The sequence below is a fragment of the Planomicrobium sp. YIM 101495 genome (assembly GCF_009707665.1).
GTDB lineage: Bacteria > Bacillota > Bacilli > Bacillales_A > Planococcaceae > Planococcus.
The window spans coordinates 61625-87061 of the sequence record NZ_WLZW01000002.1; the positions used below are offsets into that span (position 1 = coordinate 61625).

A 25437-nucleotide genomic window follows, 5' to 3' on the forward strand; every position below is an offset into this window, starting at 1 on the left:
AAGGCGGCCGTATTCCCCTACTTTTGGTTCAAGGAATCTCTCGTAAGTCCATTCACACGCATTGCTCCGCCGGTCTTTCAGCTAACGACCGGCTCTCTGGGGAAGCATCTTGCCCGCTACTCTTCTCACGTCTTCGATTTGCTCATCTATTCTCATCTCAGCTCTTCCCGTCAGGTCTGAAGCGGCATCGCTCCCGGCACCGCTTTTTGATTCCCGTCCATTCGAAAGCTTGTGAACATCGTATGTAATTCACGTTGAAAAGTCAAGTGTTTTCTGACTATTCTGTAGCACCGACTCGAAACAAACGAAAAAGCTGCCGGGAATCCCAGCAGCTTCGTTTCACGCGTCTTGCTTATTCTTCGATTTCGACTTCTTCCGTTACGTCTGCACCGTTGAAGAATTCACCGGAAATTTCTGCAATCGTGCCGTCTTCAAGCATTTCACTAAGCACACGGTTGACGTTGTCAGCGAGTTCCGTGTTGTCCTGGTTCATCACGACGCCAACTTTTGACGGACTGTACTTCAATGTCGGATGAACAACGATGTCAAGGTCCGGGAATGCCGCAATCGCAAGCGTTTGCAAGTAGTAATCATTCAATACGACATCCGTCCGGCCGATGGATACGTCACGCAAGTATGTTTCGTTCGTTGCGTTATCGTAAACGACTTCTTCCGCGCCGTATTCACGGGCGATGTCCATGTAGATGGAAGTGGAAGCGCCTGCAGCTTTTTTGCCTGCAAGGTCTTCGAGTGTTTCAATGCCGGAATGGTCGCCTGAACGGACGATCGCAGTCCCGTGCGAGAATTTGAATGGTTCCGAGAACAGGAAATGATCTTCCCGGTCTGGAGAGATTTCGATATCGTTGGAAGCCATGTCGACTTGTCCTGTCTGGACGGATGTCAGCATTTCATCAAAGCCGAGCTCTGTGAATTCGACTTCCAGCTCCAGGCGTTCTGCCATTTCACGGACGACTTCGACTTCGAAGCCTGTCAGTTCGTCTGTTCCTTCTGCCCGGAAGGAAGTTGGGTAAAGTGTTCCGGAAGTTGCAACGGTCAGCGTGCCTTCTTCGACAATCGCATCCCATGCAGTTGCTTCATCTTCTGTTTTCTCTGTTGCTTCTTCCTCGCCACCACATGCTGCTAAGAACAATGCAGTCAGGATCGTGAGCAGGAAGAAAGAATTCTTCTTGTTCCAAAGCTGTTTCAATTTTTTTGCCTCCTTAAGATCTTGTAAGTCCTTTAACAAGATAGCATGCAAATCGAGAGCTAGCAAAGTTTTCTGCTTAATTTTCAGATGCTGGACACCCGGCTCTTATAAACCGAACCATAAGGCGACGACCGGGGCGAGAAAAGCGCCTGCGACGGCGCTTAGCGTCATCGCGACAGAGGCCATGGAACCTGCCTCCGGACCGTCTTCGAACGCTTTCGAAGTGCCTATCCCGTGGGCGGCCGTCCCGAATGCGATGCCTTTGCCGATCGGGGAATCGATTCGGAGCCATTTCATCATGAGCGGTCCGGCGAGTGCAGCGGAAAATCCTGCGAGCATGACGAAGACGGCAGCGAGCGGAGCGGAGCCGCCAAGACTCTCGGAAATCTGCATCGCGACCGGTGAGGTGATGGACTTCGGAAGCAGGGCAGAGATGATTTCCGTCGGGAAGTCGAGCAGGGCGGCAAGTAAGACGCCGCTGACCATCCCGACCGAAGCCCCGACCAAAATCCCGAGCGTAATCGCGAGAAAATGGCGCTTCAGCAACTCACGCTGTTTGTAGAGCGGGATGGCGAGTGCGACGACAGCTGGGCCGAGTGGGAACATGACGACGCTACCGCCGTACATATATGTATCGTACGTAAAGTCGAATAATAGAAGGAACAGGACGAGCAGCGTGGTGGTCGTCAGTACCGGATTCAGTGCATTCCAGCGGTATTTGAGGTAAATCACGTTCATCGCGAAATACAAACCGACTGTGAGTGCCATGAAGAACAGGGCCGATAAGAGAATCTGGATCATTTCGCCTGCCTCCTTTTATCGACGGTGCCAGCAACCGACTGGCTGACCAAACCGGAGACGATGATGGTCAGGAACGTGCTGACGACGATGATGACGATGAGCCAAACGCCGCTGCCTGCGAACAAATCGAAATAGCTCATGATGCCGACGGTTGCGGGAACAAAGAAGAGTGGCAGAAATGCGAGTATGCCTTGTGCGCCGGCTTCGATGGCCCGGAGCGGCACAAGCTTGAGGCAAAGTGCTGCAAACAGCAGCAAAAAGCCGATAATGCTGCCGGGAAACGGGATATTGAACAAATTGACAAGCCATTCCCCGGCAAGGTAGAACCCATAGACGAGTAAAAATTGAAGGGTAAGCCATAGGAATTTCACCGGACCGCCTCCTTTCTGTTTTTCGTGAAACGGTTGATCGTGCAGCTAACGGTAATTCTATCCTATCATGAATGTTTCTGAAACTTATCCCGCTGGCTTTCGTAAAAGTAAATATAGAAAGGGGATGGGAACGTGAGCAGCTACAGCATTTCAGAATTCATCCAGAAAACACAGCAGGACGAACGGGAGAATGACTACTTCGAGCTTGAGACGGAACGGATCCTCGAAGTGAACTTGAACGGTCTTGTCTGGGCGAAAGTCGGTTCGATGATTTCTTATACGGGAAGCATCAAATTCGAACGGGAGCGCGTCCTGGAACATGGTCTTGGCAAGATGTTCAAGAAAGCACTGACTGGGGAAGGCACGGCATTGATGAAGGCGCAAGGGGAAGGACGGCTTTATCTTGCGGACCAAGGAAAGAAAATCACGATCTTCGAGTTGGACAATGACACCATTACAGTCAATGGCAACGATCTATTGGCATTCGAGCCTGGCATCGAATGGGAAATCAATTTGATGCGCAAGATGGCAGGCATGATGGCTGGAGGACTGTTTAACGTTACTTTATCCGGTAAAGGGCGTGTGGCGATCACTTCCCACTACGAACCGTTGACGTTGCTCGTCCGTCCTGGCGAGTCGGTCATCACGGATCCGAATGCGACGGTCGCTTGGTCCGGGAACTTGACGCCGGAATTCCGGACGGACGTCTCATTCCGTACGTTCATCGGACGGGGGAGCGGCGAATCGATCCAGATGGAATTCAAGGGCGAAGGCTTCGTTATCGTCCAGCCATTCGAGGAAGTATATGCAGCAACGACTCCAACCTCGTAAAGCGAGAGGTTAAACAAAAAATCGTATAAATGAACTTCATCTGACGGGGAGTGGAAGGGAAAGGCCTTTTCACTGCTCGTTTTTTGCGTTTTTCTGTCAGTTATTGTAGGAAAACGTTTTAAAATTTAATACAATAGCAAAAATAGACAGACTTTTTGAAAAAGTGCACAAAATGACTTGTTTTTTCCGTAGAATAAGGTATTATTTCTTTATGCAATATATTGCGTTTCTTTGTTAGAAAAACAATATATTATCTTACTATTACTATTCACTCGCTTTATGGTAAGCAATTCAAGGAGGAATTTCAATTGGATAAAAAATTATCGTTTCAATCCCACGTCGTCATCGGGCTTATGCTATTCGCTTTGTTCTTCGGTGCAGGGAACCTGATCTTCCCGGCGCAGCTTGGACAACAAGCCGGATCGACTGTCTGGATCGCAACGCTTGGTTTCTTAATGACAGGTGTCGGCTTGCCGCTGCTTGGAATCTTGGCAATCGGTTATTCGAAGAGCCGCGACTTGCAGGACTTGTCCAGCCGTGTCCATCCGATTTACGGCATCATCTTCACATCATTGCTGTACTTGACGATCGGGCCGTTCTTCGCGCTTCCGCGTACTGGAGCTGTCTCGTTCGAAGTCGGGATCGCGCCTTTCGTAAATGAAGGCTCCATCGGTACCGCACTTCTTGTTTTCTCGATTATCTTCTTCGCCATCGCGCTTGTGCTGTCACTGAATCCGAGCAGAATGGTTAATAGTATCGGGAAGTTTTTGTCTCCAGCAATTGTCGTAACGATTGGTGTTTTATTGGTAGCTGCTTTGTTCGCTCCGATGGGCGGCTTTGGAGAACCACAAGGGAATTACGTTGAGTCTTCATTCCTGACAGGATTCCTTGAAGGGTATAACACGATGGATGCACTTGCTTCCCTCGTCTTCGGGATCATCGTCATCTCAGCTGTACGGAGCATGGGCGTCACTTCACCTAAAGGCGTCTTGCGAGCGACACTTAAGAGTGGTCTTGTCGCTGCATTCCTGCTGGCTGTCGTCTATGCAGGCATCGCTTATCTCGGTGCGACAAGCACGGGCGTTCTTGGATTCATGGATAACGGTGGCCCGGTATTGAGTGGAGCTTCTGCTCATTACTTCGGAACATTCGGCTCGTTGTTGCTTGCCGTGATCATCACGCTTGCATGTTTGACGACAGCGGTCGGCCTGATCGTAGCTAATGCTGAATTCTTCCATAAGCTAATTCCATCAATCGGATACAAAACGTTCGTTGCAATCTTCGCGATCTTCTCGCTTGTCGTAACGAATGCCGGCCTATCGAACATCATCACATATTCGATTCCGGTCTTGATGTTCTTGTATCCACTTGCGATCGTCATGATCATCCTTGCATTCGCTTCACCGTTGTTCAAGCATGCTCGCTTCGTCTACGTTTCCGTGACGGTTGTGACATTCTTAATCGCGATCATCGATGGCCTGAAGACGTTGACAGGTTCACTTGAAGTCGCAAATCCTGCGCCGCTTCAAGGAATCATCGACTTCTACACAGCGTATCTTCCATTGTATGAAGCGGGGCTTGGCTGGTTATTGCCGGCATTGATCGTCCTTATCATCACTGGTGTGATTGCACAAACGAAAAAGACTGCACATGTACCAGCTGTGTCGAAGTCATAATTTGAATGAAAAGAACCGGAAGATCCATCAGGCAGATAATCTGCTTCATAGGATCTTCCGGTTTTTGGATGCAGGAATTTAGTTGTTCTGTCCGATCAAGGTGAGGTCGTCGATCGTCCGAACCCAGTTGGTCCGCATCATTTCTGCTGCGCGTTCTGGATTTTTCTGCTTGAATGCCTTGATGATTTCCTCGTGCTCTTCGCTGGAGCGTTCGCCGAGGATGATGGCGTTGTGGAAAAACAGCCGGCGGACGTGCGCTTGCAGGCGGTCGAGCATCGTATGAATATAAGGGTTGTCTGCTGCGTCGACGATGATCTGATGAAATTCTTCATCGATCTTCAATGCGTTGAAATCATCTTTTTCCTCGATTGCTTGGATGAAGCGTCCATTCGTTTCGCTGAGAGAAGCCAGATCTTCGGCAGTGAATTTTGGAGTGGCGAGCTGTGCTGCGAGCGATTGCAGTGCTGCGAGAGGCGGCAGCAAATTCTCGACATCGTCTTTCACGACCTTCGTCACACGCGTCGCCTTCCCTGGGAACATCTCGACGAACCCTTGTACTTCCAAAAGCTGCAACGCTTCCCGAATCGGCGTTCGGCTTAAGTTCAAAGCTTGTGCGAGATCGGTATCGACTAACTTTTCTTCCGGCTGGAGTGTGCCATCGATGATCCATTGCTGTAATTGCTGAAAAGCACTTTCTTTTGCAGTCAACCGGACCGGTTTTGCGTGATTCGTTGGAATTGGCAAGTGTGACATCCCCTTTATTCATAAAGTTCTTTCTATTATACAAGACATTGCATGAATAAACTATATCGAATATGCAATATATTGGAATACTTTATTCCCTTTCCCTTTGAAAAAGGGGATTCGGTGGTTGGGCAGGCATCGGATCGTTGGCGGTATCTTCGCATGCCCTGCTGAAGCGTGGTATGATTACGGCATACTGCAACAGTGAGGATGAGGAAGATGCAAAAAGAGATAATGGTCCAAGTGAAAGAGCCATTTGCCGGGGAGTTCCGGAAAGGCTATCCGCTCGTAGCGAAAGAAGCGGTCGCAGATCAGGAATTACTGAAGATAGAAGGACAAGTGATGAAGCTCACGGACGTTCACGGACGGTTTATCGCAAAAGCTTACTACGGTGAGCAAAACAAAGGGCTGGGCTGGGTACTGACACGCGATGAAGAAGAAATCATCGATCAGGCATTCTTCGAACGGAAGCTGGCGACATCTTTCGAGCGGCGCGCAGACTTCTTCGAAGACACAGAGACGACAGCATTCCGCGTCTTCCACGGTGAAGGAGACGGCATCGGTGGTTTGACGATCGATTACTACGACGGCTTTTATTTGCTGAGCTGGTACAGTGCGGGAATTTACGCATTCAAGAAAATGATCGTCGCAGCACTTAAGAATACAGCGGAATTCAAAGGCGTCTATGAGAAGAAACGCTTTGATACGAAAGGGCAATACATGGAGGACGATGACTTCGTCACGGGCGAGCGCGGGGAGTTCCCGATCATCGTGAAAGAAAACAGCATGAATTTTGCGGTGTATTTGAATGACGGCGCAATGACAGGGATTTTCCTGGATCAGCGTGAAGTGCGTCGACAAATCCGTGATCACTACGCCTATGAGAAGACGGTTTTGAACACCTTCTCTTATACCGGTGCGTTCTCGGTAGCGGCAGCTCTAGGCGGCGCGATGAAGACGACGAGTGTGGACTTGGCGAAACGCAGCTCTGCGAAGACGATTGAACAGTTCAGCGTCAACGCGTTGGACTACGAAAACCAAGAGATCCGCGTCATGGACGTCTTCAATTACTTTGATTATGCGAAGAAAAATGAATTGAAATTCGATATGGTCATTCTTGACCCGCCGAGCTTTGCGCGTTCGAAGAAATACACGTTCAGTGCGGCGAAGGATTATACGAAGCTTATGAAAGACGCGATTGCGATCACTTCGAACAAAGGGATGATCGTCGCTTCGACGAATAACGGTTCATTCGGGATGAAGAAATTCAAGGAAATGATCGACAAAGCATTCCAAGAACACGGGAAGCGTTACATGATCGTGGAAGAATACCGCTTGCCGCGCGATTTCCATATCAACCGGATGTTCAAGGAAGGCGATTATTTGAAAGTTTTGTTCATCCGATTGAAATGATGGCTATGGCGAATGTGTGAAAATGTGCCGAACAACCTGCTTTTTTGCGAGTGTCGGACTTGTCCCGAAGCGGTTCCGCTTCTATAATGGAAGAGGAATGTGAGGGGAAACGAATGTTTAAGCATGCATTGAAACAGTTTCGGTTTATGGGCATCCTGGAAGGAAGTTCGCTTTTGCTTCTTCTTTTTGTCGCGATGCCGTTGAAATACTTTTTTGATATGCCGGAAGTGGTCAGTGTTGTCGGCGCGATCCACGGCGGTTTGTTTACAGTTTATGTATTGATGATTATCTATGCGATGATCGCAGTCAGATGGCCATTCCGTTTTACGGTCGGTGCGCTGGCGGTCGCGTTCATCCCGTTCGGCAACTTTGTTTTGGATAAACGACTTAACCGCTGGGAACAATTGAAGACAGCTTAAGACATTCGCGGGAGGAAATCCGCGGATGTCTTTTTTTAGATGGACAGGGAAGGGATGATGGGAGCTAACTGTGGACAATTTCGTTTATAATGGGAAAGACAATAAAGAAGAAACGGAAGTGAAGGGAATGGCGGCAAAAGGGGGTTCGGTATTCGGTTCGCATCCGGTATACCCGGTGATGTTTGCAATTGGCGCATGCCATTTGCTGAATGACACGCTACAGGCGGTGATCCCGGCGATGTTCCCGATTCTCGAGACGGAGCTCGGCTTGACGTTCACGCAATTGGGCTTGATCGCCTTCGTCTTGAATATGGTGGCTTCGGTTCTGCAGCCGGTGGTCGGATTCATCAGTGACAAGAAGCCGATGCCTTTTGCATTGCCGCTCGGGATGGCAAGTTCGATGGTCGGCCTCGGCCTATTGGCATTCGCACCGAACTATTGGACAATTTTACTCGCGGTTGCACTGCTCGGACTCGGCTCGGCAGTGTTCCACCCGGAAGGTTCGCGCGTATCGTATATGGCGGCAGGGCCGAGACGCGGACTGTCGCAATCGATTTATCAGGTCGGAGGGAACTCAGGGCAGGCGCTTGCACCATTGATTAGTGCCTTTATCCTTGTGCCACTCGGCCAGCGAGGCGCTGCGCTGTTCATGCTCGTGGCGGCGCTCGGTATTTTCATTCTGGCGAAAATTTCGGTTTGGTATAAAAAGCAATTGGAAGAGGAGAAGTTGCAGAAGGTGAAGCGGGCAGTATTGACATCACTGCCAGGCTTGACGAGGAAGCAAGTAGGGGCAGCGCTGACGATGCTGCTAGTCATCATTTTCGCGCGCTCGTTCTACATGACATCGATTACGAGTTTCTTCATCTTCCATTTGATGAATGCATATGAGCTGACAATCCAGCAGGGGCAGGTCTATATTTTCGTGTTTCTGGCAGTCGGCGCAGTCGGTACGTTTTTCGGCGGACCGCTTGCGGATAAAATTGGAAGGAAGCGCGTCATCATGCTGTCTTTGTCAGTTCCGATTCCGCTTGCACTGGTCTTGCCGCACGTACCACTTGCTGTCGCAGCGGTACTGCTTGCCATCATCGGCTTTGTCTTGATGCTGAGCTTCTCGGTGATGGTCGTCTATGCGCAGGAACTCGTGCCGAGTAAGATCGGGACGATGGCTGGGCTGACAGTCGGCCTTGCCTTCGGGATGGGCGCGGTCGGCAGTGTGCTGATCGGGATGCTGATGGACTCGATCGGCATCGCCGAAACGATGATTGTCGTATCGTTCCTTCCGATTTTAGGACTTGTCGGCATTTGGTTGCCCCGTGACCGGAAAGTGGTGAGGTTATGAGGAAAGGGGAAAAGGACATGGCACAACAACCGATGGGAATGAAACCTTTTTTATCGCTGATTACATCATTGAAAATACCGAAGGCGGCACTCGTCTTCGGTTTGTCGGCGAGTCTTGTGACAACGCTTGTCGCGCTCGTCGTCCCACTTTTGACGAGAAGCCTCGTGGACGGTTTTTCGGTCGAGTCCCTCAGTTGGGTGCTCATTGCGGGAATCGCCGTAGCGTTTATTTTGCAAGCGGTCATTAACGGAATTTCGATTTATCTACTGAGCATGGTCGGCCAGCGCATCGTTGCCGAACTGCGTGAGAAGATGTGGAAGCGGCTGATCCGTTTGCGCGTCAGTTATTTTGACCAGCATCCGAGCGGGGAAACGGTGAGCCGCGTCGTCAACGACACAGGAATCGTCCGGAACTTGATCACGGATCACTTCCCGAATTTCGTCACGGGCATCATTTCGATCATCGGGGCCGTCATCATCCTTCTGCTGCTCGACTGGAAGATGACATTGATCATGCTGTTGGCTGTGCCGGTGACGATTGCGATCATGATTCCACTCGGCCGGCAAATGGCGAAGATTTCGCGGAATCTGCAAGATGAGACAGCGAACTTTACCGGGAATGTCCAACAGACGTTGAGCGAAATCCGCTTGATGAAAGCATCGACTGCAGAAGACGCGGAAGAAGCGAGAGGTATCGGTGGCATCAATCGCCTGTTCGGAATCGGGATGAAAGAAGCGCGAATCTACGCGCTAATTGCACCGCTCATGTACGTCGTCGTGATGGCCGTCATTGTTGCGATCATCGGCTACGGCGGTATTCGTGTAGCTGAAGGAACGATGTCGACGGGTTCGCTTGTCGCGTTTCTTCTGTATCTGTTCCAGATCATCATGCCGATTACGACGTTTGCGATGTTCTTTACAGAGCTGCAAAAAGCGAAAGGAGCTACCGAGCGGATCATCGGTATTTTGGAATTGCCGCTTGAAGAGGTGGAGCAAGGAATACACGTGGACATTGCAGGGAAAGCACTACATGTGGACGGAGTCACCTTTTCTTATGAAAAAGGAGAGCCGGTGCTGGCAGACGTCTCCTTCACGGCACAGCCAGGCGAGATGATTGCCTTCGCAGGACCGAGCGGCGGCGGGAAGACGACGGTCTTCGGGCTGATCGAACGGTATTACGAAGCGCAGTCTGGCCGCATCACCATCGGCGGTCAGCCAATCAATGAAATCTCGATCAAGTCTTGGCGCGATCAAATCGGATACGTGCCACAGGAAAGTGCCATGATGGGAGGCACGATCCGTGCGAACTTGACGTATGGATTGACGGACGCCGAGACCATTCCGGATGAGCGATTATGGGACGTGGCACAGATGGCGTATGCCGAGGCATTCATCCGGGAGCTGCCGGATGGACTGGACACGGAAGTCGGGGAACGCGGTGTCAAATTGTCGGGCGGCCAGCGTCAGCGCATCGCGATTGCGCGTGCCTTCCTGCGTGACCCGAAACTTCTGATGATGGACGAAGCGACAGCGAGTCTCGATAGCCAGTCAGAGGGCATCGTGCAGCAGGCATTGAGCCGGCTTATGAGAGGGCGCACCACGTTCGTCATCGCGCACAGGCTGTCGACAATCGTCGATGCGGACCAGATCATCTTTATCGAGAAAGGGCGCGTCACAGGCAGAGGAACGCATGAGGAACTTGTCGGTACCCATGCGCTATACCGTGAATTCGCTGAACAGCAATTAACATGAGTCACGTCGGAGCATGGCGAGGAGAAGTGCAACTGTTTCTCCCCGCCATTTTTCTATCCACTGTTTCACGAATGGAGGATAGGGAAAATCTTTAGCAAGAAGGGGCTGTTCATATGGAGGAATCCGGAAGAATTTTGAAGATCATGACGTTCAATATCGGCAGTGGCCGTGATATTGACGAGCATATCGATTTGACGGAAACGCTGGAACTGCTCCGATACGGTGAAGCGGATGTCATCGGTCTGCAGGAAGTGGACCGCCATTTTTCAAAACGCAGCTTGTTCCAGGATCAGGCCATCCTTCTTTCAGAAAGCCTGGGGATGTATCTCGCGTACGGACCGGCAATTGATGACCCGGCAACAGAAGAAGGGCATCCGAACAGGCAGTATGGCAATGCCGTGTTCAGCAAATTCCCGATTCTGTCAGTCACAAACCACCGGCTGCGCAGTGCTGATTCTCAGGAAGAGCCACGTTGTCTACTTGAAGTGAAGATCGATCTGGACGGCATCCCTGTCGTTGTTTTAAATACTCACCTGGCACTAATGAAAGGAGCGCAGCAGCTGGGGGTGGAGGATATTCTAAAACGGACCGCCGAATTGGAGGAACCGCACATCGTTGTAGGAGATTTCAATATGACGCCGGATGATGACACGATGCAGCCGTTGTTCGACCGTTTCGAGCCGGCCATCGACCAGGAGCTGCATTATCCGACCACTTATAGTCGGGACAAGATAGCTGGCAACCGTCTTGATTATATTCTCGTGGACCATCATTGGAAGATCATCCGGGCGTTCATCATCCCGACTGCCGTTTCGGATCATTTTCCTGTGGCAGCCAGACTGGAATTCTTTACAAAAACAACATAAAGCTTTACAGAAATGAAACAGCTTCTCTTCTCTGGATTTGTTAGCATGTGAATAAACGCATAAGTTCAACAATCAAAGGAGAGGTCGAAATGCTTGAGCAACTCCCGTCTGAACTCCCGGTGAAGGTAATGTCATTCAATATCGCACATGGAAGAGGAATGAACGGACGAACGGATTTGGAAGCGACAGCACAAACGATTGAAGAAGCAGGAGCAGAATTGATCGGACTGCAGGAAGTGGACCGCTTTTTTTCAGATCGCAGTTTTTTCGAAGACCAGGTCGCCTGGCTTTCGGAACGTCTCGGCATGTACGCCGCTTATGGCGCAAATTTGGATTTGGATCCTGAAGAAGCAGAACGTCCGCGCCGGCAATATGGCAATGCAGTTCTCAGCAAATACCCGATCCGTTTCAGCAGAAATCATCTATTGACGCAAGTGATGGAAGATTTCGGGAACGATGAACAGCGTGGTGTGCTGGAAACGGTGATCGACCTCGATGGAATATATATCAGCTTCTTCTGCACGCATCTCGCCTTGAAAGACGCTGAACTGGCAGTAAGTATTGATGAATTAGTGGCAATCGCCGGAAAAACAAATTTCCCGCGCATTATTATAGGTGACTTCAATGCGCCGCCAAGTCATATCCAGATGAAGAAACTGACACGCCATTTTGCAGATGTCTACAGTCAATTAAACAAATCAGACGCTTATACGTATCCAGCGCCTTTTATGAATGCAATAACCGGTGAACAATCGGTCCCGGTGACACGGATCGATTATATCTTTATAGACCCAGCTTTCGAAGCTGCCGGAGGATTCGTCATCGAAACGGCCGTCTCCGATCATCTGCCGATCGTGGCGCAACTTACCGTCAAAGGAGCACGCAGCCGGAAGGCGCAAGTACAAGTGCAGGGAATCTAAAAAGCTGCTTCCGAAAGCCGTAGTGCCAGGCTTTTGGAAGCAGCTTTTTCATTTTGTCGAATGAACGTCTGCGAATGCTGCTCTCAGCTGCTTTATGCGCGTTCTTCTTTTAATGCAACCAGCTTGTCTTCTGCCCGCTGCTCGCGGCGGCACAGTGCCACCAGCAAATAGACGAGCGGTGTATCGAGCGCGGCTGCCAGCCATTTGAACACATACTGAGAAATGATCATTGCGATAAGTGCGCCCATCGGCATGGTGCCGTAAAAAGCGATTGTAATGAAAATGGACGTATCGGCGAGCTGGCTTGTCATGGTCGATGCGTTATTCCGCAGCCACAATTTGCTCGTACCGTGACGTTCTTTCAGTTTGTGGAAAATCGTCACATCGAGGTTTTGGCTGATGAAGTAAGACACCAGGCTTGCCAGGGTGACGCGGAAACCGGCAGAGAAAATCTCTTCGAATGCCTGCTGGTTTTCGAAAAACGGTGCAGCCGGCAAATAGATGGCGATCGAAATGAAGAGGAGCGCCGCCAATTGCGTAATGAATCCGGCAAATACCGTTTGCCGCGCTGCCCGTTTGCCATACACTTCCGCAATCGTATCAGTGATCGGGAACGTGAAGACATAGACGATGACAGCTGCCGGGAGCACGAGCCATTCGTTAATACTGACGAGCTTCACCGCCAGGATATTGGAGAGAATCAAAAGTCCGACGAATGCACCATTCAAATACATGAGCATGGGGGCGCCTCCTTAGCGGTTGGTGATCGTCTCCGGATTCATGTCATGGTTCATCATCCGGTACGCTGCCATTTCTTCGTATTTTGTTCCAGGTTTGCCGTAGTTTGTGTAAGGGTCGATCGACAAGCCGCCGCGCGGTGTGAATTTCCCCCACACTTCGATATAACGCGGATCCAGCAGCTTGATGAGATCGTTCATGATGATGTTGATGACATCTTCGTGGAAGTCACCGTGGTTCCGGAACGAGAACAAGTAAAGCTTCAAGGACTTGCTTTCCACTAATTTCTTATCCGGAATAAAGCTCAAGTAAATCGTCGCAAAGTCCGGCTGGCCTGTCTGCGGGCAGAGAGACGTGAACTCCGGGCAATTGAATTTCACGAAATAATCACGTGTGTGGAGGTTATCGATCGCCTCTAGGATGTCCGGGGCGTACTCGAATGTATATTTTGTATTTTGGTTGCCAAGCAATTCCAGATGTGCCAATGTGTCTTCGTTTCTTCCAGCCATTAAAAAAATCCCCTTTCAAATTTCGGGAAAGGAGAGGGTTCTAAAAAAACTGGAATGAAAAAAGCCGAATCGCGGGAGGATTCGGCTGAGATTCGACAATCCATAGTTTTTTATAGAGGGTTACGCGCTATGAACCTCTCCCGTCACCGGGTTATGCAATTCTTCATTATCTTAAGGGGAATTCAGGCGGATGTCAACCGGCGTTCATGTTTGAATGACGGAGTAAGGCTGACGATGCCTGATGAGCCGTTCCGGTGTTACTTGGAGCTTCTGCACATTCCGGATCCGGAAGCGGCTTTTCGGGAATGTCGGCATGCGCGCCATGTCCAGGGAAAGATCCTGTTCAGGCACGGTGTAACGAATATTCTCCGCGAAATACTTGAAGAACGTCTGCATAATCGTCACAGTCATCCATTCACCGGCACAGCGGTGACCGGCATGATGGTCGCCGCCTCCTTGTGGTACGAAGGCGAAGGGACTTTCTTTCCAGGAAGCAAAGCGCTCCGGCTTGAACGAATCGGCGTCTTCCCAGCTATCCGGATGGCGGTTGATTCCGTACAGATCAAGGACGACCAGCATGTTTTCTTTGAAATGATAGCCATGCCAGACGAAGTCTTTTTTCACTTTCGCTGCCATCGCGGGAGCGAACGGATAAAATCTCCGGACTTCCTGGGAGAATAAGAAACTGTAGTTTTGCTCATCCGCCTGGATCTTGTAGCGCGTCTCCGGGAATTGATGCATTGCGAGTGCACCGAAAATGATGAAATGGACCGTCGCAAGCATCGGGCGGTAAGCATTGTTCAGATTGACTGCGGCTGTATGAAGATCGAGCAGCTTGCCATTTTTATCTGTGTGGTGCGAGACGATATAGACCGGTGTGCTCGGCGGAGGATTGTACACGCCCTTCCGTGTCTGGCGGATAATGTCTTTCAGCCACGCCTCCTGGCTTTCGCGGGCTGTCCGTCCATCTTTGTAGCGGGGGAGGGAGCCGCCGATGGAATCGACCATGGCCACGAGTTCCTGCGTGCGCTGCTTCACCTCTTCTTCCTTCAATGGAAGACCAGCCCAATGGCAGACGGCACGCGTTAGGATCTCCTCGATTTCATCCATTAACACGACTTCGTCCATCTTTTCCCATTGATCAGCCTTTTTATCAAGCTCCTCGATTGCCATCCGTCGTACAACTTCAAGGCGTTCAGGCGTCATCATGGATAGGAACATCCGCTTCAAATCATGATGCTCCTCACCGTCCGTACCGTGGATGCCGCCTACACCAAGCAGCGTCTTCTGGATCGGCTTCGGCATGGCGCCTGTACGTTTGAAATAATCGTTATCATAAAAAAGCGCTGCCGCTTCTTCGCCTGACATGCAAATCGCTTTTTGCCCGATCAGACGGGTTTCGAAAATATCCGATTGCAGCGCTTTTCGGCGGCTTGAGATGAATTCATACCCTTCGTTGATCAAGGATAGCGTGCTGTCCAATTCTTCTGCACGTGGAATGGGTCTTCTTATTTTCATGACAATCAGCTCCTTCAAGGAATGTTCCGGGACATGTTCTGACCTTCTCTTCCATTACCCTTGCTGAAAAGCCGATAAACTGTACTTCCCTTGGCAGGTTTGATTTCTGGGGGAAAGGAAATATAAAGGACAAGCAGTTTTTGGAGGAGGAGACACGATGACAGATCAACAATTGAACAAACTGAAGCAGGAATTAGAAACACAACTGGCGTCGCTGGAAGAGCGCGTCGGACATGATGAAGAATTCCAAACGAGTGAACTTTCCAATTATGATAACCACCCGGCCGATAATGCGACGGATCTGTTCGATCAAGAGCGGGGCATGGCTTTGAACGAATTCAAGGAAGAGGAGCTGGCGGATGTCAAGGCAGCACTCGCAGCGATAGAAGACGGGACGTATGGCGAGTGTACCGTGTGCGGCAAAGAGATTCCTTACGCACGCTTGGAAGCCATCCCGACTGCCTTGACGTGTATCGATCATGCAGAATCCTCACTGGACCTGGAGACGCGTCCTTCAGAGGAAGATGTGTTGCTCGGCTCGACAGACCAGCCGGTACGGAGGGAAGACAATGCCGTCCGCGATTACGAGAACAGCTTCGAAGATGTGGAAAGTTCCGGATCCTCGGACGGTCCGCAAGATCAACCCGGGAAAGACAAAGACATGAAAGAGTTCTTCGACTATGATGGAGATAGTGATTGACCGATTCACCTGCTTTTTTTTGAAGACGAATGGAGCTAGTAAGGAGTGAAGAAGATGGAACATCCGATCATCCTGTTCGACGGAGACTGCAATTTCTGCGATTCGAGCGTGCAATTCATTATTCAGCACGACCCCGCCGGCTATTATCAATTCGCTTCTCTGCAAAGTGACATCGGCAGGGAATTGAGAGCGAAGCATAGCATCCCCGAAGACGTCGACAGTCTCGTCCTGGTCGATCAGAAGCGTGCGTACGTCAAGTCGGATGCTGCACTGCGCGTGGCGAATCATCTGACGGGTTTATGGAAATTGGCTTATTACTTGAAGTCGTTCCCACGTCCGCTCCGTGATGGTGCCTATGACCTGGTTGCCAAAAATCGCTACAAAGTGTTCGGTAAGCTGGATCAATGCCAGCTTCCGCCCCCACACATCCGGAAGCGGTTTTTGGACAAGTAAGAAGAGCCTCCTGGCGACAGGGGCTCTTTTTTGGCGCTTATCCGCTTAGGTGAAGTTCGAGACGCGCCAGTACTGGCAGGCGATAACGTCGGACATCCACGCGAGGCCTTTGCTGTCTGCTTGGTGGATCGGCATCCATTCATCCGTCAAACTGTTCTTCAAATACACTTCATGATTCGGAGATTGGTCATGAATCCCGGAAATGTCGTAATGGCCATTACGGTAGAAGGATGCAGAAACACGATAGCCGATTTCAGGCGAGGTAGTCAATGGATTGCCGACGCGGTGGTCGATGGAAATGACTTCTTTCCGTTCGTCCGCTTCCGTCCGTTCAATGGTGATGCCTGCAGAAGAAGCGATTCTTGCTTTTCGGAATTTCTTTCGCCAGTCATAGGCGATGCTTGTACCGACACTTGCAGAATGGTCGAATTGTGTACCACCTTCGGTCAGATGAAGGGAGAAGCCGGTGCGCGTGCGGTAACTTTTAGCCTCCGGATCAAAACTCCTGTCATCTCCAGCGAAATAGCGGTTAGGCGAGAGCGGGTTCGGGCTGTGGATATATTTTTCATCCAGGAAAGTCGAGTAACGGAATTGCCAATCGAAGTATGGTTTTTCATCACCCGACTTATCATTCCCAGCGAGAAGACGATTCACTTCCCCGATTTTCTTCGTGATCCAGAAATCTTCGTCCGTTGGTTCAACATATGTGACGTTCGGGGTTAAGATGGAGAATACCTTGGCAGCCATGAATTTGGGAGCACCCATCCGCTCTTCGGAACGAATGAGCGGGCGTCTGCCGCGGATTAAGTACGTATAGCTTTTATCGCGTTCAATCCGTTGATCGCAAAATTGTGTTTGCTGGGTCTCCTGAATCAACTCTCCGTCCCGGTATATTTTATATTTCTCGATACCTTTGATTTCGCCCCATGCAAGTGCGATCCGGTCCTTGGCTACAATCGCAGTGACCGCGATTTCCTGCAGGCGGTGCATGACATTACTGCCATGGTTTTCGGTCATCGTCTGCATGGCCAGCCGCTCGCTGATTTCGCCTTCTTCCCCTATCTCTTCCAGCAAGTACGTATAGATTTCCCCGCGTGCCAAATCAACATCTTTGAACGAATTGGAAGTTCCTTCATAAACGAGCTGTCCATCCCGGTAAAGTTTGTACGGGCGGCCGGTTTTGGACCACATGAAATAGATGAGTGAATCACTTTGTTTCAACAAGTCGATTTCCAATCTCTTCGTCCTTTTCACAACGTTCACCTCCATTAAGCGATTAGTTTACTGTACCCATTTAAGCGTAAATGAAATCCGGCCCGTTCCAAGTTGCAACAATTGTCATACAAATTAAACACTAAAATTGGAAATGGTAGAGTATACTAGAGAGGAGCAAAGAACGGAGGGATTCACGAATGGGGCATCCTACACAATTAGCAAAAGAATTACCGGATATGTTGCCAGGAATCATTGTTCACGAATGGGTCTATGGGCTTTTCAATACATCCCTTGCCGGTCAGCCATCCGGTATTAAAGGATTGTTGGCTGCTACTGAAAAAGAAATTGTCTTTTACGCAAAGAATGGCTCAGAGCCGATCATCTCATTTTCCTGCAAGTATAAAGAAATCCTCTCGATTGATGCGGACCTTGAAACGCCTGCGCGAATTACGTGTTTCGTGGATGGCGACAGTCATTTCGAGCTGTCGCTCATTTCGCGGGGAGATGCGCAAGCATTCATGCGCCATGTCACAGTGCACGGGTATATCCCGCAAAAGCACACAAGCTGAAAGAGCAAAGCACACACCCAACATCACATGGGTGCGTGCTTTTTTTCATTCTTCTTTATCAAAAAACACATGCTCGAGCTGCCACGTCTCTCCGACTTCGAGAATGCCGAATGAATACTGGGCTTGCCGTCTTTTGTCTGTCGGAGAGCCAGGATTGAAAAGCACGCGGCCATCGACTTCTTTCTTGAGCGAGATGTGCGAATGACCGAATACGATGAGGTCGACATCATCTTCTGCAAACGCCTGCAAAGCGCGTTGCTCCGTCGTTTTTCCCGTCCCGTCCCCGTGTACGATCCCGATTTTCAAAGAATCGATGGTGAGGATCTTTTTCCGGCCGAAACGGTCCAGGAGTTCCCATGGATCGACGTTGCCGGTGACACCGACGGTCTCTGCGTATGCGGATAACTCGAAGAAGACGTCCAGCGTTTGCCAGTCTCCGGCATGGATGATCAAGTCGGCATCTGCGCATTCTTTCGTTAACGTGCGGGGCAAGGCTTTCGCGCGGGATGGAATATGTGTGTCCGAAACGATGATGATCTTTGTCATATGTACTCCTCCTCGTGGTGATGATTATCGTTCCATTTTACGGGAAGCGGTATCATCATTCCAGAGAGTGGGGTTAGTTTCCTTGAAAGCAGGGAAAAGAGAGGTAAAACAAATCAGGAGGTCGGAAAAATGGAAAAAGCTACGTTGAAGAAATTTGTTTACGCGGGAACAGCTGCAGCGAGCGGAATGCTGCTACTGACGGTCTTCAAGAAAAACAAAGCAAAGAAAGTCTGGATCTATGAAGACAATGATATGCGTAATAGTGAAACGGTGGACAGGGAAGAAAGTGTCAAAGCGGCGTATGATGATGCCGAGATCGGCTTGACGCAGCTGGATTCTGCGTACCGTTCGGAGTGGCAGGCGAATGGATTCCCCCAGACCCATCGCAGACTGGCTGAACTGGAAGGTCGATAAATAAGGAACGACAAAGAAGAAGGGGATGATCAATTGTCTTACCGCGAACAATTGCGCCAACGTGTCGGGCAAGCTCCGCTGCTGCTCGTCAAAGCGACGGTCGCTGTCTTGGACAAACGGCACCGCATCCTACTGGTGAAACGTGAACAGGACGCGGAGTGGAATATCCCGGAAGGCTTCATGGAGCTGAAGGAAACGGCGGAAGAGACGGGGCAGCGCATAGTCTTCACATTGGCAGGCTTGAAGCTTGGGGAGCTTGGTCTTTTAGGTGTGTATTCCGGCGAACAGTATTATACTGTTTCAGAACAAGGTGAGGCGACGTACCCAGTCATCCTTAACTTCGTCTCGAAAGACATTAAAGAAATTCCAAACGAACCGCAGCATACGGAAGCGATCGAAGCAAGATTCTTCCCGCTCGATCAGCTGCCGGCAGAAACCGCGCAGCTGGCGAACGAAGTCATCCAGCAATACGGCCCAGCATTCTTCTGAACGGGAGACGGTGCGAAGTTACATGTATGTTTAAAGAATCCGTGTATCGGGTAAAGAATGTCCATACAGATCTTGTCTGCCAAATGCGGCGGGCAAGTTTTTTGATTGGAGAGAGTGGATGACTACAAAACAATTCATTGCAGGGGCGATTATGGCGCTTCTATTTCTTTGCCTGCCATTCGTGGAAGCGAATGCAAATGGGCCGACCCCGATCCTTCCAGAAGCGATGGAGCATGGAAATATTCGGGACCAGTTGAATCAAATGGGTTACTACGATATGGCACGGCATGAATACTTCAGCATGATCACAAGCAATGCCGTGACGCGTTTTCAGCGAAACTTCGGCTTGCCGACTACAGGGATTGCCGGACCACGGACATTGGCGATGTTCGAGAATGTTGAGATGATGGCACGTATCGTGCACGGTGAAGCACGTGGCGAACATTATTTAGGACAAGTGGCAGTCGCTGCGGTCGTCTTGAACCGTGTCGAAGCGGAAGGCTTCCCCGACACGATCCAGCAAGTGATCCTTCAGCGCAACGCCTTCACGGCTGTGCATGACGGCCAGTTTTCACTGTTGCCGACTAAAGGATCCTACGAAGCAGTGCGGGAAGCATGGGGTGGAGCTGACCCGACAGGCGGAGCCGTCTACTATTACAATCCGGCAGGTGTCACCGATTCGTGGATCTATTCCCGGACGGTACTGACGAAGATCGGCCGACATTATTTCGCAGAATGAACGAAGAGTGGCTTGGGGAGAGTTCTTGCCCCAAGCCACTTTTTTGCCACTTTCTACTGTCCGTTGCCCGTCTGTTTCGGCGTATAATGTGGGTATAGGCGAAAGGGCGGTCAGGTATTCTTATGTATACGATTCTTATCTTTATTCATATATTAAGTGCGGTTTCTTCCATCGGTCCATTCTTTGTACTGCTGCCACTTGTTGAGCGGATGAAAGAGGCGGAAAGACCGGTGCTTGCAGCGCACATTGCAACGTTCAAGTCGGCGATCCGGATCGTTAAGCATGCAGGGCATGTGCTGGTCCTATCCGGTGCCTTATTGATTTGGCAAGGGCCGTGGGGCTGGACGACATCGTGGATCGTCCTGACCATCGCGATCATGGTCGGCTCGGTCGTATTTTTAGCGAGCGCATTCTCGCCGGTGCTCAGACAATTCAAGAAGCCGGGAGCGGATCAGCAAGCCACTTGCCGGAAGCTCCGTACATCTCTTTGGCTCTACATCCTCATCCTGCTGACGATGCTCTGGCTGATGGTCGACAAGCCGATACTCTGGTGAAAAATCTGCTGGAATTTCTTCTTATTTCGTGTAAAGTAAAAGGACAAAGGAGGGATGCTGATGGAAGTGGAAGATATATTCGGGGAGTTTCCTGTACTGGAAACGGAGCGGCTGCTGCTCCGGAAAGTGACGGAAGAGGATGCGGCAGCTGTCTTCAAATATGGCGCCAATCCGAACGTCACAAAGTATGTCACGTGGGATACGCATCGGACGTTGGCAGATGCGAAAGACTTTGTCGGCTTTGCACTGAGGCGTTACGAAAGCCAGCAAATCGCTCCGTGGGGAATCGTCTTGAAGAAGACCGAAGAATTGATCGGCACCATCGATTTTGTCGTATGGAGAGTGCCGCATAAGTCGGCTGAGATCGGATACGTGCTTGCTGAGGAATATTGGGGCAAAGGCATCGTGACGGAAGCGGCTGCGGAAGTGGCCCGCTTCGGCTTTGCCGTGATGGACCTCGTCCGCATCGAAGCGCGTTGCTTCCCTGAGAATATCGGGTCATCGCGTGTCATGGAAAAGATCGGCATGCAGTTCGAAGGTGTGTTACGCAAGTCGATGTACATGAAAGGCGAACATCGAGATTTAAGCGTCTATTCCCTCCTAAAAGAAGAGTGGGAAACAAGATAATAGGAAAAGCTGTACCAGGAGCCATCGAACGGGCTTCGGGTACAGCTTTTTTCAGCCTTTGACGGCACCAGCAGTAATTCCGGCGACGAAAAAGCGCTGAAGGAATAAATAGGCGATGACCATGGGAATGGACGCGAGCACCACTCCGGTGAAGAGCATCGGATAGTTGGTAGAATATTCGCCTTGAAATTCCAGCAGGGCGAGCGGTAAGGTTTTATAGGCATTGTCGGTGATAAAGAGCAACGGATACAGCAGGTCATTCCAGTGCATCACGAACAGGAAGATGGCCGTGGCTGACAAAGACGGGAGCGACAGCGGCACAGCAATCCGGGTGAAGATGCGCCATTCTCCCGCACCATCGATTGTCGACGCTTCGAATAATTCCTTCGGCAATGTTTTCATGAAGCCGGTCAGGATGAAGACGGCGATCGGAATGGTCACGGCGATATTGACGATGATGAGACCGAGCAGGCTGTTCGTCAATTGGAAGTCGAGCATGAGTGCATAGAGCGGCACCATATTCACTTGAGCTGGAATCATCATCCCAAGCGTAAACAGTCCGAACAGCACATTGCCGAGCCAATTATTGAGCCGCGTGATGCCGTAAGCGATCATCGCCGCGAACAGTAACGTAAGTGTTACAGAGAAGAGCGTGACGATCGCGCTGTTAATGAAATACCCACTCATGGTCTGTTCCTGGAAAATCCGGCTATAGTTCTCGAACTGGAGCCCATTTTCCGGCAGGCCAAGGGGATTACGGAACGTTTCTTGCAGCGTCTTGATCGAAGTCAGGACGACAATTGTCAGTGGCACGAGAATGATCAATGCATAGACAGCAAGCGGAAATTTACGGAACACATCTTAGCCTCCTTCTTAATAAGAAATGCGGTCGGACCGCAGTGCCTTGAACTGGATGAACGTAATCAACGCGATCAGCGCCATGAAGATGACGGAAATGGCGCTAGCGTAGCCGAACTGGTAATTGCTGAAGGCAACATCGAAAATATAGGTCGCAATGATTTCGGTCGAGCGGTTCGGACCACCGCCAGTCATGGCGAATACGAGGTCGAACGCCTTGAACGATTGGATGGTCGTGTAGGCGATGACGATCGTCGCAGAAGGGGCAAGGAGCGGCCACGTGACTTTCCGGAACGTCTGCCATTTGCTGGCCCCTTCGATTTCGGCGACTTCATACAGCTCTTTCGGAATCGCCTGCAGGCCTGCAACAAAAATGATCAGCATCTGTCCGGCATGGAACCAAACTTGTGTCGCGGCCAGTGAGAAAATCGCGATGTTCGCATTACCGAGCCAGTTTTGCTGGAGAAAGTCGAGTCCTGCAAGGCCTAGCAGCTGGTTCAGGATACCGAGCGATGGATCGTAAATGAATGACCAGATAAATGCGACAGAGACAGAAGACAGGATCGTCGGGAAGAAATAAAGTGCCCGGAGAAACACTGTCGTCTTCGTGTTTTTGACAAGGATCAAAGCAAAGGCGAGCGCGATGACCGTCTGGAAGACGACAACAGCCAGCATGAACTTCAAGTTGTTGCCGATGGTCTTCCGAAAGACGGTGTCGCCAGTGAAAGCCCGTTCATAGTTGGACGTCCCGACGAATTGGAAAGCCTCGCTCAGTCCATCCCAATCAGTGAACGAATAAAAGATGGCGCTGATCGTCGGGTACAGGAAGAAGACAGCGTACAAGGCGAGCCCGGGAATGAAAAACAGCAACAGACTTTTGGAGGCTTTCATCGTGTCACTTCCTGTTTTCTTCGACAAGTTGTTGAGCTTCTTCCGCAGCTTCCATCGGGTCGCCGCCGCCAAGCACATTCTCGATCGAGCTAAGAACCGCCGCTTCGATCTGTGCATTGGTAATCAGGAAGCGCGGCTGGAAGCGTGTCGTGCGCTCATCAATCCAATACGCCGTGTTTTGCAGCACGTCCGATTCATATTCCACGCCGTTGACGGTCAAGTGCTGTCCGGTTTCGTTGGCGTACTGCGAAGCGACTTCTGGCCGTGATAAGAATGCCACGAACTCCTTCGCTTGTTCTTTCTTCTCGGAATTGCTGTTGATGGCGAGCATGAACGTCGCCGTATTGATGCCTTCATACTGCGCCTCACTCTCTTCGACTGTGATCGGCGCCAGTAAATCAAGCTGCAGATCGGGGTTCAGATCGAGCAGGGAAGCCATGTGGTAAGAACCTGTCGCGAGCATGGCAGCTTCTTCGTTGGCAACCATCGCCATGGCCGAATCCTGACTTGTGCCGAGGGAGTCCGGCTGGATATAGCCTTTCTCTTCAAGCAGCTGGAAATCCTCAAGTGTCTTGACCCACCATTCGTTCGTCAGCGATTCCTCTCCGCTTTGTAGTTTCACGAACACATCCTCATCCGGGGCGTTGTTCATCATCATGCTGTTCATGAACTGGTTCGGCCCGATATCAGCCCCAGGAAAAGCAATCGGGGTGATGCCATTTTCAAGCAGTGTATCGCCCATTTCCTGGAATTCGGTCCAACTCTTTGGCACTTCCAGTCCAAGCTCATCGAACATGCCTTTGTTGTAGACCGGCATATTGAAGACGAGCTGATACGGCAGCGCCAGTTGCTTACCGTCTTTTTCACCGACCGAAATCAAGCCTTCATCGAAATTCGACACGAACTCTTCACCGGTCAGATCTTCGAAGAACCCGGCTCCAGCAATCGCTTCAAATTGCGCGCCCGGGAAGGAAGTGAACACATCTCCGGTCGAGCCGTCCGTCAGCATTCGTTGACCGGTCGCCTGATATTGCTCGGAAGGATAAATGTTCATTTCTACGTTGATTTCCGGAAATTCGTCTTCGAATTGAGCGATTAAATCATCGAAGACTGCTTTGTCTTCGCCGCGCCAATGAATAAAGCTGATGGTAGTCCCATCTTCTGAAGCACCATCACCATCCGGACTTTCACCCGCACACCCCGCAAGGACCAGCACCAGTACAAATAAAAAAGAAAAGAATGGCTTCTTCCACATCGACATGACAACTTCCTCCTTTGGAATCAAAATTTGTTAATATATGCTTTCGTGATGGGAGCTGAAAAACCCTTTCGTCAAAAGGGGGAATTATCCGAAAAAGAAAGCCGTACCTGGAATGGGTACGGCTCGTCTCGTTCAGACGCGTTCAAGCGGCATCGTGCAGCAACGGAAAGCGCCGCCTGACTTGATGATCTCTGAAAAATCGCATTCAATTACATGGAACCCATGTTTCTTAAGCTGTTCGTTGACCTCTATGTTCTGTGGTTGGCTGAAGACGCGCCGGTCGCCGATCGATAGGACATTCGTGCCGAGCTTGAATTGTTCTTCCGCATTGACAGTAATCAATTCGTAGCGCCTCCCGAGAATTGCGACCGTTTCTTCAGACAGAGCTTCCGGGAAAATAAGCGCTTCTGTCGGAGAGAGAATGTTGAAGACGCAGTCCAAATGCAAATACTTTTCATCGAAATCGACTGGGATGACTTCGAAGTCAGGCAGTTTCGCCTGAAGTTGTTTGACGACATTCCCGGATGTGCGGCTGCTGATACCGACATACAACCGGTCGCCGTCCAGCATGACATCGCCCCCTTCTACACGGCTGCCATCTAGTCGCTTGGAAGCGATGCCTTGCGCCGACAGCCACTTCTGCAGCTCCGTCTCTTCACCTTGGCGGATATCGGCCGCCATTTCCCCGATGAAGACTTGTTCCCCGACCGTGAAGCCGATGTCTCGTGTAAACACTTGCTCAGGGTATTCCTGCGAAGGGGTGAGGAATTCAGTGGTAATTCCATTTTCTCTTAATGCCTTGATGAATGCATTATGCTGTTCAGTCGCTTTGTCTGTATCGATGTTTTCTTCTTTGTATCTCTTTTGCACGTCATTGATCACGTCTTTTATTTCCATAAAATGCGGTGGGCATAACAAAACGCGCTGCAGACGATCGTATTCGCTGCGGCAACGGGCAGATGATGATTCTTTTGCATGAGTAGACATAGTGGTTCCTCCTGATGATTCCTCTTTTCCT

Annotated in this window: 29 protein-coding genes and 1 other annotated feature (1 of these 30 running past the window's edge); of the genes, 16 read left to right on the top strand and 13 right to left on the bottom strand. The window is 50.4% G+C overall.

All coding sequences use genetic code 11. The features are described 5' to 3' along the window. Positions 1-143: a binding site (T-box leader), on the bottom strand; it reaches 72 nt to the left of the window's first position. A 209-nt stretch (positions 144-352) separates the two neighbouring features. The 3 genes from GIW82_RS09555 to GIW82_RS09565 all read right to left on the bottom strand — a co-directional run bounded on the left by GIW82_RS09555 (position 353) and on the right by GIW82_RS09565 (position 2379). Further along, positions 353-1207, bottom strand: coding sequence for a transporter substrate-binding domain-containing protein (locus GIW82_RS09555; protein ID WP_154749737.1), 855 nt, complete (start codon positions 1205-1207; stop codon positions 353-355). A 105-nt stretch (positions 1208-1312) separates the two neighbouring features. Next, complete coding sequence (locus GIW82_RS09560) at positions 1313-2008, bottom strand: LrgB family protein (protein ID WP_154749738.1); 696 nt, start codon at positions 2006-2008, stop codon at positions 1313-1315. Next, complete coding sequence (locus GIW82_RS09565) at positions 2005-2379, bottom strand: CidA/LrgA family protein (protein ID WP_370456186.1); 375 nt, start codon at positions 2377-2379, stop codon at positions 2005-2007. The genes GIW82_RS09560 and GIW82_RS09565 overlap by 4 nt, the downstream gene beginning before the upstream one ends. A gap of 132 nt (positions 2380-2511) precedes the next feature. Between GIW82_RS09565 and GIW82_RS09570 the strand changes: the two genes are divergently transcribed. Continuing rightward, the gene (locus GIW82_RS09570; protein ID WP_370456187.1) at positions 2512-3210 is read left to right on the top strand and encodes an AIM24 family protein; all 699 of its coding nucleotides are present in this window, start codon (positions 2512-2514) and stop codon (positions 3208-3210) included. 308 nt (positions 3211-3518) lie between these two features. Beyond that, complete coding sequence (brnQ, locus tag GIW82_RS09575) at positions 3519-4886, top strand: branched-chain amino acid transport system II carrier protein (RefSeq protein WP_154749740.1); 1368 nt, start codon at positions 3519-3521, stop codon at positions 4884-4886. Positions 4887-4964: 78 nt separating this feature from the next. On the opposite strand, the gene GIW82_RS09580 is transcribed toward brnQ, so the two are convergent. Then, positions 4965-5630, bottom strand: coding sequence for a GntR family transcriptional regulator (locus tag GIW82_RS09580; RefSeq protein ID WP_154749741.1), 666 nt, complete (start codon positions 5628-5630; stop codon positions 4965-4967). 219 nt (positions 5631-5849) lie between these two features. On the opposite strand from GIW82_RS09580, the gene GIW82_RS09585 reads away from it, so the two are divergent. From GIW82_RS09585 to GIW82_RS09610, 6 genes are all read left to right on the top strand, one after another. Then, positions 5850-7043 carry a class I SAM-dependent rRNA methyltransferase gene (locus GIW82_RS09585; RefSeq protein WP_154749742.1) on the top strand — a complete coding sequence of 398 codons (1194 nt, stop codon included), beginning with the start codon at positions 5850-5852 and terminating at the stop codon, positions 7041-7043. A gap of 113 nt (positions 7044-7156) precedes the next feature. Next, on the top strand, positions 7157-7462 hold the full coding sequence (locus GIW82_RS09590) for a DUF3817 domain-containing protein (RefSeq protein WP_154749743.1): 306 nt from the start codon (positions 7157-7159) through the stop codon (positions 7460-7462). Positions 7463-7589: 127 nt separating this feature from the next. Then, the gene (locus GIW82_RS09595; protein ID WP_154750009.1) at positions 7590-8801 is read left to right on the top strand and encodes an MFS transporter; all 1212 of its coding nucleotides are present in this window, start codon (positions 7590-7592) and stop codon (positions 8799-8801) included. A gap of 17 nt (positions 8802-8818) precedes the next feature. Beyond that, positions 8819-10552, top strand: a complete 1734-nt coding sequence (locus GIW82_RS09600) for an ABC transporter ATP-binding protein (RefSeq protein ID WP_370456188.1) — start codon at positions 8819-8821, stop codon at positions 10550-10552. A gap of 113 nt (positions 10553-10665) precedes the next feature. After that, a complete protein-coding gene (locus tag GIW82_RS09605) occupies positions 10666-11418 on the top strand; it encodes an endonuclease/exonuclease/phosphatase family protein (protein ID WP_154749745.1) in 753 nt (250 codons plus the stop codon). Positions 11419-11507: 89 nt separating this feature from the next. Beyond that, positions 11508-12338 (top strand): endonuclease/exonuclease/phosphatase family protein, encoded by an 831-nt coding sequence (locus tag GIW82_RS09610; RefSeq protein WP_154749746.1) that lies wholly within the window; start codon positions 11508-11510, stop codon positions 12336-12338. Between the two features lie 92 nt (positions 12339-12430). On the opposite strand, the gene GIW82_RS09615 is transcribed toward GIW82_RS09610, so the two are convergent. The 3 genes from GIW82_RS09615 to GIW82_RS09625 form a co-directional block, all read right to left on the bottom strand. Continuing rightward, a complete protein-coding gene (locus GIW82_RS09615) occupies positions 12431-13078 on the bottom strand; it encodes a queuosine precursor transporter (protein WP_154749747.1) in 648 nt (215 codons plus the stop codon). Positions 13079-13090: 12 nt separating this feature from the next. Further along, a complete protein-coding gene (gene queF, locus GIW82_RS09620; protein WP_154749748.1) occupies positions 13091-13585 on the bottom strand; it encodes a preQ(1) synthase in 495 nt (164 codons plus the stop codon). A 204-nt stretch (positions 13586-13789) separates the two neighbouring features. Continuing rightward, entirely contained in the window at positions 13790-15103 is a 1314-nt protein-coding gene (locus GIW82_RS09625) for a cytochrome P450 (RefSeq protein WP_154749749.1), read from the bottom strand. Between the two features lie 157 nt (positions 15104-15260). On the opposite strand from GIW82_RS09625, the gene GIW82_RS09630 reads away from it, so the two are divergent. Then, positions 15261-15803: a TraR/DksA C4-type zinc finger protein gene (locus GIW82_RS09630; RefSeq protein WP_154749750.1), complete on the top strand. Its 543-nt coding sequence runs from the start codon at positions 15261-15263 to the stop codon at positions 15801-15803. Positions 15804-15857: 54 nt separating this feature from the next. After that, positions 15858-16256 (top strand): thiol-disulfide oxidoreductase DCC family protein, encoded by a 399-nt coding sequence (locus GIW82_RS09635; RefSeq protein WP_154749751.1) that lies wholly within the window; start codon positions 15858-15860, stop codon positions 16254-16256. 45 nt (positions 16257-16301) lie between these two features. Here GIW82_RS09635 and GIW82_RS09640 read toward each other — a convergent pair whose 3' ends face one another. After that, positions 16302-17510: a hypothetical protein gene (locus tag GIW82_RS09640; RefSeq protein ID WP_154749752.1), complete on the bottom strand. Its 1209-nt coding sequence runs from the start codon at positions 17508-17510 to the stop codon at positions 16302-16304. 158 nt (positions 17511-17668) lie between these two features. On the opposite strand from GIW82_RS09640, the gene GIW82_RS09645 reads away from it, so the two are divergent. Next, positions 17669-18040, top strand: coding sequence for a hypothetical protein (locus GIW82_RS09645; protein WP_154749753.1), 372 nt, complete (start codon positions 17669-17671; stop codon positions 18038-18040). Positions 18041-18085: 45 nt separating this feature from the next. Here the strand turns inward: GIW82_RS09645 and GIW82_RS09650 are convergent, their stop codons facing one another. Beyond that, positions 18086-18586: a metallophosphoesterase family protein gene (locus GIW82_RS09650; protein WP_154749754.1), complete on the bottom strand. Its 501-nt coding sequence runs from the start codon at positions 18584-18586 to the stop codon at positions 18086-18088. Between the two features lie 129 nt (positions 18587-18715). Between GIW82_RS09650 and GIW82_RS09655 the strand changes: the two genes are divergently transcribed. The 5 genes from GIW82_RS09655 to GIW82_RS09675 all read left to right on the top strand — a co-directional run bounded on the left by GIW82_RS09655 (position 18716) and on the right by GIW82_RS09675 (position 21409). Continuing rightward, positions 18716-19000 carry a hypothetical protein gene (locus GIW82_RS09655; RefSeq protein ID WP_154749755.1) on the top strand — a complete coding sequence of 95 codons (285 nt, stop codon included), beginning with the start codon at positions 18716-18718 and terminating at the stop codon, positions 18998-19000. 33 nt (positions 19001-19033) lie between these two features. Further along, positions 19034-19489: an NUDIX domain-containing protein gene (locus tag GIW82_RS09660; RefSeq protein ID WP_154749756.1), complete on the top strand. Its 456-nt coding sequence runs from the start codon at positions 19034-19036 to the stop codon at positions 19487-19489. 118 nt (positions 19490-19607) lie between these two features. Further along, the gene (locus GIW82_RS09665) at positions 19608-20228 is read left to right on the top strand and encodes a cell wall hydrolase (RefSeq protein ID WP_230309353.1); all 621 of its coding nucleotides are present in this window, start codon (positions 19608-19610) and stop codon (positions 20226-20228) included. Positions 20229-20350: 122 nt separating this feature from the next. Then, positions 20351-20782 carry a DUF2269 family protein gene (locus tag GIW82_RS09670; RefSeq protein ID WP_154749757.1) on the top strand — a complete coding sequence of 144 codons (432 nt, stop codon included), beginning with the start codon at positions 20351-20353 and terminating at the stop codon, positions 20780-20782. Positions 20783-20842: 60 nt separating this feature from the next. Further along, positions 20843-21409: a GNAT family N-acetyltransferase gene (locus GIW82_RS09675; protein ID WP_195914017.1), complete on the top strand. Its 567-nt coding sequence runs from the start codon at positions 20843-20845 to the stop codon at positions 21407-21409. A 51-nt stretch (positions 21410-21460) separates the two neighbouring features. On the opposite strand, the gene GIW82_RS09680 is transcribed toward GIW82_RS09675, so the two are convergent. The 4 genes from GIW82_RS09680 to GIW82_RS09695 form a co-directional block, all read right to left on the bottom strand. Continuing rightward, positions 21461-22267, bottom strand: coding sequence for a carbohydrate ABC transporter permease (locus GIW82_RS09680; RefSeq protein WP_370456189.1), 807 nt, complete (start codon positions 22265-22267; stop codon positions 21461-21463). 15 nt (positions 22268-22282) lie between these two features. Continuing rightward, positions 22283-23158, bottom strand: a complete 876-nt coding sequence (locus GIW82_RS09685) for a carbohydrate ABC transporter permease (RefSeq protein ID WP_154749758.1) — start codon at positions 23156-23158, stop codon at positions 22283-22285. Between the two features lie 4 nt (positions 23159-23162). Beyond that, entirely contained in the window at positions 23163-24413 is a 1251-nt protein-coding gene (locus GIW82_RS09690) for an ABC transporter substrate-binding protein (RefSeq protein WP_154750013.1), read from the bottom strand. A 138-nt stretch (positions 24414-24551) separates the two neighbouring features. Next, complete coding sequence (locus tag GIW82_RS09695; protein ID WP_154749759.1) at positions 24552-25406, bottom strand: dimethylarginine dimethylaminohydrolase family protein; 855 nt, start codon at positions 25404-25406, stop codon at positions 24552-24554. Between the last annotated feature and the right edge of the window lie 31 nt (positions 25407-25437).